Annotated in this window: 10 protein-coding genes; 6 read left to right on the top strand and 4 right to left on the bottom strand. The window is 69.0% G+C overall.

Going from position 1 to position 11936, the window contains the following annotated elements:
• Position 1: 1 nt before the first annotated feature.
• A complete protein-coding gene (locus tag QM806_RS01995) occupies positions 2–625 on the bottom strand; it encodes a PadR family transcriptional regulator (RefSeq protein ID WP_039950392.1) in 624 nt (207 codons plus the stop codon).
• 71 nt (positions 626–696) lie between these two features.
• On the opposite strand from QM806_RS01995, the gene QM806_RS01990 reads away from it, so the two are divergent.
• Complete coding sequence (locus QM806_RS01990) at positions 697–1419, top strand: GNAT family N-acetyltransferase (protein WP_169693554.1); 723 nt, start codon at positions 697–699, stop codon at positions 1417–1419.
• Positions 1420–1449: 30 nt separating this feature from the next.
• Positions 1450–2487 (top strand): glutathione S-transferase family protein, encoded by a 1038-nt coding sequence (locus tag QM806_RS01985; RefSeq protein WP_005574836.1) that lies wholly within the window; start codon positions 1450–1452, stop codon positions 2485–2487.
• A 9-nt stretch (positions 2488–2496) separates the two neighbouring features.
• Here QM806_RS01985 and QM806_RS01980 read toward each other — a convergent pair whose 3' ends face one another.
• A complete protein-coding gene (locus QM806_RS01980) occupies positions 2497–2892 on the bottom strand; it encodes a VOC family protein (protein WP_043794081.1) in 396 nt (131 codons plus the stop codon).
• A gap of 4 nt (positions 2893–2896) precedes the next feature.
• A complete protein-coding gene (locus QM806_RS01975; protein ID WP_169693551.1) occupies positions 2897–3751 on the bottom strand; it encodes an AraC family transcriptional regulator in 855 nt (284 codons plus the stop codon).
• A gap of 99 nt (positions 3752–3850) precedes the next feature.
• Here QM806_RS01975 and QM806_RS01970 point away from each other — a divergent pair, with 99 nt between their 5' ends.
• Complete coding sequence (locus tag QM806_RS01970) at positions 3851–4537, top strand: hypothetical protein (protein WP_043794080.1); 687 nt, start codon at positions 3851–3853, stop codon at positions 4535–4537.
• A gap of 1 nt (position 4538) precedes the next feature.
• On the opposite strand, the gene gad is transcribed toward QM806_RS01970, so the two are convergent.
• The gene (gene gad / locus QM806_RS01965; protein ID WP_064080489.1) at positions 4539–5921 is read right to left on the bottom strand and encodes a glutamate decarboxylase; all 1383 of its coding nucleotides are present in this window, start codon (positions 5919–5921) and stop codon (positions 4539–4541) included.
• A gap of 128 nt (positions 5922–6049) precedes the next feature.
• On the opposite strand from gad, the gene QM806_RS01960 reads away from it, so the two are divergent.
• From QM806_RS01960 to QM806_RS01950, 3 genes are read left to right on the top strand one after another with little or no spacing between them, the layout of a single operon-like run.
• Complete coding sequence (locus QM806_RS01960; RefSeq protein WP_043794334.1) at positions 6050–7162, top strand: ABC transporter ATP-binding protein; 1113 nt, start codon at positions 6050–6052, stop codon at positions 7160–7162.
• The gene (locus tag QM806_RS01955) at positions 7159–7938 is read left to right on the top strand and encodes an ABC transporter permease (protein ID WP_005575286.1); all 780 of its coding nucleotides are present in this window, start codon (positions 7159–7161) and stop codon (positions 7936–7938) included. The genes QM806_RS01960 and QM806_RS01955 overlap by 4 nt, the downstream gene beginning before the upstream one ends.
• Positions 7939–7988: 50 nt before the next feature.
• Complete coding sequence (locus QM806_RS01950; protein WP_081276557.1) at positions 7989–11861, top strand: ABC transporter ATP-binding protein; 3873 nt, start codon at positions 7989–7991, stop codon at positions 11859–11861.
• The last annotated feature ends 75 nt before the right edge of the window (positions 11862–11936 follow it).

The following is an 11936-nucleotide window of genomic DNA, read 5'->3' as shown; positions in this document are numbered from 1 at the left end:
GTCAATCCTTTGCTGAACCGGATGGGATCCGGCGTGAGTGTGTCAGTCGTTCGAGAAGTTCCGGCGAAAGCCACGGGAGGGCTCCGGAGTCGATGTCGGCCACCAGGGCGCTGAGCCATTCGTGCTCCGCGCGGGCGACGGTGACGAGAAATTCGTTGCCGAGGAGGAAGATTCTGGGAGTCTCGGTGGAACAGGCGAGAGCGGCGGCGGTCTCGAGCTCGTCGATCTCGCGGGTGAGGTGATCGAGCCGTTCCCGGAGCAGTTCCACCACGGCGGGGGCGTCGACGTTGTGCGCCTCCGCCAGGGCGAGGGGAAACTGCGGGTACTCGTGCACCGGAGTGGCGAGCATGTCGCTCACCCGTTGGACGAGCGCCTCCCGGCCCGCATGCGTGACCTCGTACATGGTGCGTTCGGGCCGGTTTCCCGCCCGGTCGGTACCGGTGGTGCGCACCAGCCCTTCGCCTTCGAGCCTGCTCACGGTGTGATACAGCGAACCCGGCCGGATCTTCACGACGCGTCCACGCCGGGCGGCCGCGAGTTGGTACATCTCGTACGGATGCATCGTGCGCTCACACAGCAGACCGAGGATGGTGACACCGAGCGGGGTGAGTGTCACGGTCACCACCTTCCACTCCTCCAAGGCGAATACTCCACGTGGAATATACCGTCCGGGCCGATGGGGAACAAGCGGTTACCGTGGGTCCCGTGGACTCCCATCACCTCGACATCATTCGACTCGCCTGGTCACGCGAACTGGGATTGCCCGACGACGCACTGTCCACCCGGCCGGGTGCCGACGACCGCGCCGTCCGGGTGGACGACGACACGGACACGATCCGATTCCTGCGCCTGGGCGATACGTCCGCGCTCGTCGGACCGCGGTGGGCGATCGAGCGTGCCGACGGGCACACGTCGGCGGAACTGACCGAATCCGCGACCCTGCTCGCCCTCACCCAGGATCGGTCCGGACGGTGCGCCGGTCCCCTGGTGCTCGCGTTCGGCACCGACTACCAGGATCCCGCGACCGGGCAGCCACCGCTCGTCTCCCACGAACACGACCACGTCCGGCAGGTCGAGGAGGCGTGTCCCCCGGACGACGTTACCGAGGCCCATCTGGGTGACCGCGACCGATGGTTCACGATTCTCGACGACGCGCAGCAACCGGTCAGTTCCGCCGGGTACGCCGAGTTCCAGGGCTTCCTCGCCGATGTCGGCGTGCTGACGGCGCCGGAGTTCCGGCGCCGGGGACTGGGCGCCACGGTCGCCGGGATCGCCACCGACGACGCGCTCGACAGCGGCCTGATCGCCCAATGCCGTTCACCCCGCGACAATCTGGCCTCGCGCGCGCTCGCCGCCCGCGCCGGGTACCGGGAACTGGGAAGGTACGCTGCGGTCACGATCTCCCGAAGTACGCTCTGAGACACATCGAAAGACGGGGACGAGTCGACCATGACAGACCGAACGGCGGAACCGCACAGCACGGAAGGCGCCTACGTCGAATCCGGCGCCGAGTTCACGCGCGACACCCACTACATCCCCACCCGCATCACGGCCGACGGCCGCGACGGCTATCCCGTCGAACCCGGCCGCTACCGTCTCGTCGCCGCCCGTGCGTGTCCGTGGGCCAACCGCGCGATCATCGTGCGGCGACTGCTCGGACTCGAGGACGTGTTGTCGATGGGGCTGTGCGGCCCCACCCACGACAAGCGCAGCTGGACTTTCGATCTCGATCCGGGCGGGCTCGACCCCGTGCTGAAGATCCCGCGCCTGCAGGACGCGTACTTCGCGCGTTTCCCCGACTACTCGCGGGGCATCACCGTGCCCGCGATCGTCGACGTCCCCACCGGGCAGGTGGTCACCAACGACTACCCCCAGATCACCCTGGATCTGTCCTCGGAATGGACGCGGTACCAGCGTGAGGGCGCGCCCGACCTCTACCCCGAGCCGCTGCGCGACGAGATCGACGAGGTCGCCGATCTCGTGTTCCGCGACGTCAACAACGGGGTGTACCGGTGTGGTTTCGCCGGATCACAGGACGCGTACGACTCCGCGTACGACCGCCTGTTCGCCCGCCTCGACTGGCTCGAGGACCGACTGACCGACCGCAGGTTCCTCGTCGGGGACACGATCACCGAGGCGGACGTGCGCCTGTTCACCACCCTGGCCCGCTTCGACGCCGTCTACCACGGACATTTCAAGTGCAATCGGAACAAACTCGACGAGATGCCCGTGCTGTGGGGTTATGCGCGCGATCTCTTCCAGACACCCGGGTTCGGCGACACCATCGACTTCACCCAGATCAAGCAGCACTACTACATCGTGCACACCGACATCAATCCCACCGGGATCGTGCCGAAGGGTCCCGACCTGTCCGGCTGGCTCGAACCACACGGGCGTGAACAGCTGGGCGGCAGGCCGTTCGGGGACGGCACACCGCCACCTCCGCCGAAGCCCGGCGAGGACGTCCCGGCCGGGCACGGGGCGTGATGGGCCGGTCTACGAGCCGGTGTAGGTGCCGAAACTCCAGAACACGCCCTCGGGGTCGCGGCAGGTGAATCCGCGCGATCCGTAGTCCTCGTCCCGGAGTCCGCGGACGATCGTGGCACCGGCGGCCACCGCGCGCTCGTGGAGGGCGTCGGGGTCGTCGACCACGAGGTACACCGAGCCGGTCCCCGGCGGCAGGTCGCTGATGACCGAGTCCTCACTGGGCGAGCCGAGCATGATCCCGCCGCCCTTCGGCCAGCCGAGTTCGGCGTGATCGACCCGGTCGCCCTCGCCGTACACCGCCTTCTCGGCGAATCCGAAGGCGTCGACGAGGAAGCGGATCGCGGCCCGCGCATCGCGGTAGACGAAGGTGGGCCACACACATGTGGATTGCGTCGAAGTAGTCATGTCATCACTCTGCGCCGTCGTCGTGGTAGGGGTCTTGGACGAATGAGAACGGGTCGATCTCGCGCCACCGCGACGGTGCGACGCCCGCGAGGTCGCGCCAGTCCCGCGCCATGTGGGCCTGGTCGTAGTAGCCGCACACCGCGGACACGTCGGCGAGCGTCGCCCCGGCAGCACCCTTGAGCATCCGGTGCGAACGGTGGAAACGCGACAACCGCACCACATCCTTGGGCGTCACGCCGTACTCTGCGACGAACTTGTTCACCAGATGCCTTCGGCTCCAGCCGACCTCGTGCGCGACGTCACCGACCCGGGTACCCTCGCCGGCCACGAGCAGATGCCAGGCGTGGGTGAGGTGCGGGTCGATCTCCGCCGGCGCCGCGCGGCGAGTCAGGACGTCGTCGAGGATCGCGAACCGCTCGTCCCAGCCGGGTTCGAGCGACAGCCGTTCGGTCAGTTCCCCCGCGACGGGACCGAGCAGTTCCTCCAGTCCGACGACCCAGGCGCCGAGGGCGGCGGTGGGCACCCCTAGTAGCGCCCGGGCGCCGAGAGGGCTGAGCGCCAGTTGGACGCCGTGCTGGTTGCCGTCGTGCCGGATCGTCACCGGTGCCGTGGCGATGCCGCTGGCCAGAGTGGCGAAACGACCGGGCGCCTGCTCGGGCGTCGCCTGGGCGGCGATGTAGAGCGGCTCGTCGATCGTCACGATCACCGTGAGGCAGGGCGACGGCAGACCGAGGTGGATTCCGGGCTCGAAACCGGCCAGCCGATAGCCGTCGTATCCCGTGACCAGCGCGCGTAACGGTGCCGCCGGGCGCCGGAAGGCCCCGGACGACACCGCGGTATCGCTGTCGGCGACGCTCACGAAACCAGCCTAGGCACCGGTGCCGGCACCGGCCACACCGTTCACTCACCTACAGTCGGTGCCAGCACACTCGAAACACACGGCGAGACGGGAGTCCCGATGGCTGGCAATGGTGGACCGGTGGAGAAGGTACTGGTCTCGGTCCTCGACAACGGAAGCCGTCTCCAGGCTCCCGCGGTGGCCAGGTACGTCGAATGGGTCCGGCGCTCGCACCCCGGTGAGTCGCCCGCGCAGATCATCGAGCGCATGGAGAAGATGTTCCTGCTGGCCGTGACGGGCAGCGGCAGCGCGGTCGGGGCCACCGCCGCCATTCCCGGAGTCGGCACCATCGCGTCCATCGCGGCGGTGGGCGCCGAATCGGCGTTCTTCCTGGAAGCGGCGGCGCTGCTCACTCTCGCTGTCGCATCGGTGCACGGCGTCTCCGCCGTCGACCACCAGCAGCGGCGCGCACTCGTCCTGTCTGTGGCGCTCGGTGAATCGGGCATGGAAATTGTCCAGAAGGCGACGGGCGTGACCGCGAAGAACTGGGCCAGCGCCATCACCAGCCGCATCCCCGGCCCCACGATGAAGGGCATGAACAACACCCTGGTGCGCAAGTTCATCACCAAGTACGCCGCCCGCCGCAGCGCGCTGGTCCTCGGCAAACTCGTGCCCGCCGGCATCGGCGCGGCCATCGGCGGCGCAGGCAACCGGGCCATCGGCAAGGGTGTCGTCAAGAACGCGCGCGAAGCGTTCGGGCCCGCCCCGGCCCGCTGGCCGGACGAACTCCGCGCGATCGAGGCCTGACCTAGTGGGCGAAGTGCTGTTCCGTCGAACGCCCGCCACCCTTCTCGCGGAGTTCGGCGCACACTTCCTCGATCGCCTCGGCGACGAGGGATCCGAGATCGGCGCTGAAGCCCTCGCGCACGACGATGCGCAGGACCGCCACGTCCTCCGCGTCGGCGGGCATCGTGTAGGCGGGCACCTGCCACCCCCGCGCCCGCAGCTCGTGTGACACGTCGAAGACCGTGAACCCGGGGTCGCCGACGAGTTCGAACGCCACCACCGGAATGTCGGTGCCATCCGTGATCAGGGTGAAGCCGTCGATCTCGGCGATGCGTCTGCCCACGCGAACTGCGGTGTCGCGCAACGTCTCCATGATCGACCGGTAGCCGGCCCGGCCCAGTCGCAGGAAGTTGTAGTACTGACCCACCACCTGATTGCCGGGCCGCGAGAAGTTCAGGGTGAACGTCGGCATGTCGCCGCCCAGGTAGTTCACCCGGAACACCAGCCCCTCGGGAAGGTGTTCCTTGTCGCGCCACACCACGAACCCGATCCCCGGATACGTCAATCCGTACTTGTGACCACTCACGTTGATCGAGGCCACGCGCGGAACCCGGAAGTCCCACAGCAACTCCGGTTGCAGGAAGGGAACGACGAAGCCACCGCTCGCCGCGTCCACGTGGATCGGCACGTCCGGGCCGCCGGACGCGGCAAGTTCGTCGAGAGCGTCTGCGATCGCGGCCACCGGCTCGAGCTCCCCCGTATAGGTGGTGCCCACGATCACGACCGCTCCGATCGTGTTCTCGTCGACCGCATCCCGAACCTGCTCCGGCGTGATGACGTAGCGGCCCTTCTCCATCGGCAGGTACTTCGGCTCGACGTCGAAGTACCGGCAGAACTTCTCCCACACCACCTGGACGTTGCTGCCGAGCACCAGATTCGGTCGCGCAGTGTCCTTCCCGGCCGCCTCCCGCTTCGCCCGCCACAGCCACTTGAGCGCGAGACCACCGAGCATGACCGCCTCGCTCGAACCGATCGTCGAGACGCCGGTGGCGCTGGACGGGTCGGTGGTCGACAGGTCGGGAGCGTGGAACAGATCGGCCACCATCGACACGCAACGGGACTCGATCGCCGCGGTCGCAGGATACTCGTCCTTGTCGATCATGTTCTTGTCGAACGTCTCTGCCATCAGCTTGTCGGCCTCGGGATCCATCCACGTGGTGACGAACGTGGCCAGGTTCAGCCGCGAACTGCCGTCGAGCATCAACTCGTCGTGGATGAACCGGTACGCGGCCTCGGGATCGGTTTCCTCGTCCGGCAGCCGCAGCGCCGGAAACGGATCGATCGAGAGGCGCCCCGTGTAGGCGGGAGAAATGACGTCGCGATGGTGATGGTGGTGCTTGCTCATGTGCGTCCCCAATCGATTGGTTTCAGCATGCGCCGTCGCAGACGCCCTGTACGTCAGTTGGTGAATCTCGGCACGGCAGCCCAGTAGGGTCGAAACAGTTCCATTCGATTGTGGCAGGGGAGGACGGGTTGACCACAGCAATCCCGGGAAGTTTCACAGCACCGATCGAGGTGCGGGGGCTGTCGAAACGCTTCAAGAACGTCGACGCGGTCACGGACCTCAGCTTCACCGTGCCGCAGGGATCGATCACCGGATTCCTCGGGCCCAACGGGTCCGGCAAGACCACGACCCTGCGGATGATCCTCGGTCTCGTGAAGCCGACGTCCGGCGCCTCCACGGTTGCCGGTGTCCCGATTCGCCACCTCGTCGACCCCGCGCGCACAGTCGGCGCCGTCCTGGATTCGCAGAGCCTGCACCCCAACCGGACGGCACTCGACCACCTGAAGGTGTACGCGTCCGCGATAGGGGTACCGGACGCACGCGCCCTGCAGGTGCTCGCGCTCGTCGGGCTCGAGGACGTCGCCGGGCGCAAGGCGGGCGGCTTCTCCCTCGGCATGCGTCAGCGGCTGTCGCTGGCGACGGCGCTGCTGGGTGATCCGCGCATCCTGATCCTCGACGAACCGGCCAACGGACTCGACCCCGAGGGCATCGCCTGGCTGCGTGAGTTCTTGAAGGGCTTCGCCGCATCCGGCCGGACCGTGCTGATCTCGAGTCACATCCTCCGCGAAGTGGAGCAGACCGTCGACAATCTCGTGATCGTCAGCCGCGGCTCCCTCGTCTATCAGGGACGGATGGAGGAACTGCGCAAGTCGCAGCAGAGCCGGCTGCTCGTCGCGTCCTCGAGCCCGCCCGCGCTGGCGACCGCCCTGGCCGCCAAGGGCATCGTCGATGCCCGGTCGCTCGCGGACGGACGCCTCGCCGTCGTCGGCGCGTCCCTCGAACTCGTCGAGTCCGTCGCCGCCGAAGCAGGGGTCACGATCTTCGGCGCGGTCGGCGATCACATCGACCTCGAGCAACTCTTCCTGTCGATGACTGCGGGTCAGTACGTGGCCGGAGCGAGCGCCGCGGCGCCCTCGGGGTACGGCCCACCGCCGACGTACTCACCCCAGCCCGGGTACGCACCTCCCGGGTACGCCCCACAGCCGGGTTACGGTCCGCCTCCCGGGTACGCCCCACCACCGGGCTACGGTCCACCACCCGCACACCCTCAGCACGGTCCGATCTCCGGAGGTCCGCGATGACAGCGCTGCTCACCGCAGAATTCCGCAAGGTCACCACCCTGCGGTTCTGGTGGATGCTCGGTCTCGCACCGCTGATCGTCGGGATGTTCTCGAGCGCGATCACCCTGCCGGTGATGCGTGCGTTCACCGACGCGTTCGAGGCCGATCCGAGCGAGGCCAACCTCGCCGCCACCCTGTTCGGGCTGGCGGTCGCGGTCGCCCTCGTCGTCCTGTTCGCCGCGCTCTTCGGGGCGGTGAACGTGGGCACCGAATTCCGGTACAAGACGCTCACCACCACGTTCCTCACCGCTCGCGGCCGGGACGGGGTGATCGGCACCAAGCTCGCCGTCACCGCGGCCTTCGGCTTCTTCTACTGCCTCGTGGTGGAGGTGGTCAGCGTCGCCCTGCTGCTGACGTTCGGCGGTGACACCTTCGAACTGCGCGGATCCCTGTTCGCCATGCTCGGGGCCGCCCTGATCTGCGGGGCGCTGTGGGCGCTCATCGGCGGCGGGGTGTCGATGCTCACCGGCTCGTCCGTCGGAAGCTGCATCGCCCTGGTGGTCTGGTACACCCTCGGCGAGATGATCCTCCGCTCGATCCTCAGCGGGATCGGCATCGGCGCCGTCGGCAGTGTCCTCCCCGTGTCGGCCACCCTCGGGACGGTCGCGAACGCGGCCGCCGGCAACGAGATCGACTGGCTGACGTTCTGGCCCACGGCACCCCTCGCCCTGCTCGTGTGGACCGCGGTCTTCGTCGGCGGCGGCTGGGCGCTCACCCGGCAGCGCGACATCACCTGACACGGCGCCGGGTGCCGTCCCTGTCGGTACCCGGCGCTAACGTGGATCCAGTGGCAAGTGAGAGTGCATCCGGTTCGGTGATCGAACGGGAGCAGACGCTGGAGCAGGATCAGGCACGGCCGGGCTGGATTCGACGGCTGAGCGGTGAGTGCTGGGCGCACCGCCGCGTCGCACTCGGCGCCCTGTCCGTGACAATCGTCGCCGCGGGTATCGACATCTCGTTCCCCCTCCTCACCAAGTACGCGGTCGACGCCGCCGGCTCGGGTCACGACACCCAGGTGATCGGCATCGCCGCGCTGCTCATCGCATTGCTCGCGTGCGTCCGCTTCGGCTGTCAGTACGGCCGCCGGATGCTCGCCGGGAAGCTGTCGCTCGACGTCCAGCACGATCTGCGGCTGGGACTGCTGAGTGCGCTGCAACGGCTCGACGGGCGGGGGCAGGATCAGATCCGCACCGGTCAGGTGGTCTCCCGGTCCATCACCGACCTCCAGCTGGTGCAGGGCCTGCTCGCGATGGTCCCGTTGTCGGCGGGCGCGTTGCTCCAATTCGTCCTCGCGCTCGCCATCATGGCCTGGCTGTCGCCGCTGCTGACCGTCGTCGCGCTGGTGATCGTCCCCGCCGTGTGCCTCGTCGTCTACGCGATGCGACCGAAACTGTTCGCGGCCACCTGGTCGGCGCAGCAACGCGCGGCCGACCTCGCCCAGCACGTCGAGGAGACCGTCACCGGCGTCCGCGTGGTCAAGGGCTTCGGCCAGGAGCGCCGGGCCGTCGACCAGCTCGAGGACCACAGCCGGATGCTGTACGCGGAACGCCTGCGAGCCGCCCGGATCAATGCGCGCTTCGCGCCGACCATGGCGGCACTGCCCCAACTGGGTCTCGTCGGGGTCATCGCGGTCGGCGGCTACCTCGCCCTGCACGGCTCCATCACGATCGGCACGTTCCTCGCCTTCGCGACGTACGTCGCCACGATGACCGGCGTCACCCGCACGCTGTCGTCGGTCGTGATCATGGCCCAGCTGTCCCGGGCCGCCGTCGAACGTGTGTACGAGGTGATCGACGCCGAACCGGAGGTCGCGGACCCGCCGCACCCCACCGCCCTGCCCGGCGGACCGCTGGGTGTGGACCTGCGCGCGGTCACGTTCGGCTTCGAATCGGACCGGCACATCCTCCGTGGACTCGACCTGCGTATCGCACCCGGCGAGACGGTCGCGGTGGTGGGGATGGCCGGTTCCGGCAAGACCGCCCTGTCGCTGCTGCTCCCCCGCTTCTACGCCCCGTCCTCGGGCTCCGTGTCCCTCACGTCGGCGGGCGCGTCGTTCGACGTCGCGCAGCTGAGCGCCGAGCAGTTGCGCGAAGCCGTCGGCCTCGTGTTCGACGAGCCGTTCCTCTTCTCCGACACCATTGCGGCCAACATCGCCCTCGGCAGGCCCGACGCCAGCGCCGAGGAGATCCGCGCCGCCGCCGACATGGCGGCCGCCGACGAGTTCGTCTCCGCATTGCCGGACGGCTACGACACCGTGGTCGGCGAACGCGGTCTCACCCTCTCCGGCGGGCAGCGGCAGCGGATCGCGCTGGCACGCGCACTCCTCACCGACCCGAGAGTGCTGATCCTCGACGACGCGACCTCCGCCGTCGACGCCACCACCGAGGCGTCGATCTTCGCGGCGCTGCGCGCGAATCGTGGCCGAACTGCTCTGATCTTGGCGCATCGCCGCTCGACCCTGTCGCTCGCCGACCGAGTCGCCGTGCTCGACCGCGGACGGATCATCGATTCCGGCACGGTGGCCGAACTCGACGAACGGTGCCCGCTCTTCCGCGCACTGTTCGCCTCCCCCGACAACGCGGGCCCGATCGACGTCAGCGTTCCCGCACCGAGCGAGCCGATGCCGTATCAGCGCATGCCGTCCGAGTCCGAGTTGTGGCCGGAGGACGCCGAGGAGTGGGACGTGCCTGCCGCGTCCGGCCGCACCCCGGCTCCCGGCGCGGGACCCGGCGGCGGCCGCGCCGCCGGCGGACCGATGGCGGGAGCGCTGGGCAACGTAGCCGCGACCCCGGAACTTCGGCAGGCCGTGGAGGCGCTTCCGCCCGCCGTCGAGAGCCCGGGAATCGACACCCGGAACCTGCGCCTGCCCGAGCCCGACTTCCGGCTGTCGCGGATCCTGCGGCCGGTCCGTGCCCTCCTCGTCGCCGTCGCCGTCTGCCTCGCGCTCGACTCGCTCGCGGGGATCGCGTTCCCGTCGATCGTCCGGTTCGCGATCGACCGCGGTGTCGTCCCGCAGGACTCCGCGACGCTGTGGACCGCGACAGGGGTGGGCGTCGCTCTCGTGGTCGCCGGCTGGCTCGTCGTCGCCCTGATGACGGTCCTCACCGCCCGAGCGGGGGAACGTGTGCTGTTCGGGTTGCGGGTGCGCAGCTACGCCCACCTGCAGCGGCTCGGACTCGACTACTACGAGCGCGAGCTGTCCGGTCGCATCATGACCCGGATGACCACCGACGTCGACGCGTTGTCGTCGTTCATCCAGACAGGAATGTCCACCGCCGTGGTGAGCGTCCTGACCGTCCTCGGTATCACCGTCGCGCTCGTCGCCACCGACGTCACGCTCGCGCTGGTGGCGCTTGCCGTCATCCCGCCGCTCGTCGTCGCGACGCTGATCTTCCGCCGGATCTCCTCGGTGGCGTACACGGTCTCGCGTGAGCGCATCTCACTCGTCAACGCCGACTTCCAGGAGAACATCGCCGGGCTCCGTGCGGCCCAGGCATACCGCCGCGAAGGGTTCGCCGCCCGCCGGTTCGCCGAGCGGGCCGACAGTTACCGGCGCAGCCGGATGCGGTCGCAGCGGGCGATCTCGCTGTACTTCCCGTTCATCGCGTTCCTCTCGGACCTCGCCCTGGCCGCCGTGGTGTTCGTCGGTGCGCGCCAGGTCGCGGGCGGCGACACGACGACCGGGACGCTCGTCGCCTTCGTGCTGTACCTCGGGCTCCTGTTCGGCCCCATTCAGCAACTGTCGCAGGTGTTCGACGGATACCAGCAGGCCAGTGTCGGCCTGCTCCGGATCGGGGACCTGCTCCGCACACCCAGTTCCATCGAGCGGGCGACCTCGCGCGAGGACCTCCAGCCGATCGACGGGCACCTGCGCGGCGAGCTGTGCCTGCGCGACGTCGGGTTCCGCTATCAGGGGGCGGACAGCGACGCCCTGACCCACATCGACCTGCACATCCCCGCCGGCACCACCGTCGCCCTGGTCGGCCGGACCGGCGCGGGCAAGTCGACCATCGTGAAACTGCTCGCCCGCTTCTACGACCCGACGTCCGGCGCGGTGCTCGTCGACGACGTGGACCTCCGCCGGTACCCGCTCGGCGCGTACCGCGGACGCCTCGGCGTCGTCCCCCAGGAAGCCCACCTGTTCACCGGGACCGTCGCCACCAACATCGCGTACGGACGCCCGGATGCGAGCCGCGAAGAGATCGAGGACGCTGCACGCGCGGTCGGCGCACTGGGCACGATCGCCGGATTGCGGGGTGGGATGCGTCACCCCATCGGCGAGCGCGGGCAGGGCCTGTCGGCCGGCCAACGCCAGCTGATCGCGCTCGCCCGGGCCGAGCTGGTCGACCCCGACCTGCTGCTGCTCGACGAAGCGACCGCGACGCTCGATCCGGCCACCGAGCAGGTAGTTCTCGAGGCGAGCAGCCGGGTGACCCGCACCCGGACGTCGGTGGTGGTGGCACACCGACTGGCCACCGCGGCCCGGGCAGATGTGATCCTCGTCATCGACGAGGGGCGGGTGGTCGAAACCGGATCGCACGCCACCCTGCGCTATGCCGGTGGCCACTATTCGGGACTGTGGGATGCGGCGGAGACCGGGGCGGGGAATAATCGCGGGGCGAGAACCGTCATCGATGGTGACCCCATCGGTTGGCCGTGAGACAGCTCACACGTGCAGGCCTGGCGATCTACACGTCACACGCGAGGGCTAGTCTCATGTATATAGGCGCTCTGA

Source organism: Rhodococcus sp. IEGM 1351 (assembly GCF_030056875.1).
In the GTDB taxonomy this organism is placed as follows: domain Bacteria; phylum Actinomycetota; class Actinomycetes; order Mycobacteriales; family Mycobacteriaceae; genus Rhodococcus_F; species Rhodococcus_F opacus.
The sequence above is the reverse complement of the archived record's forward strand: the minus strand, read 5'-3'. Positions and strand labels throughout refer to the sequence as shown.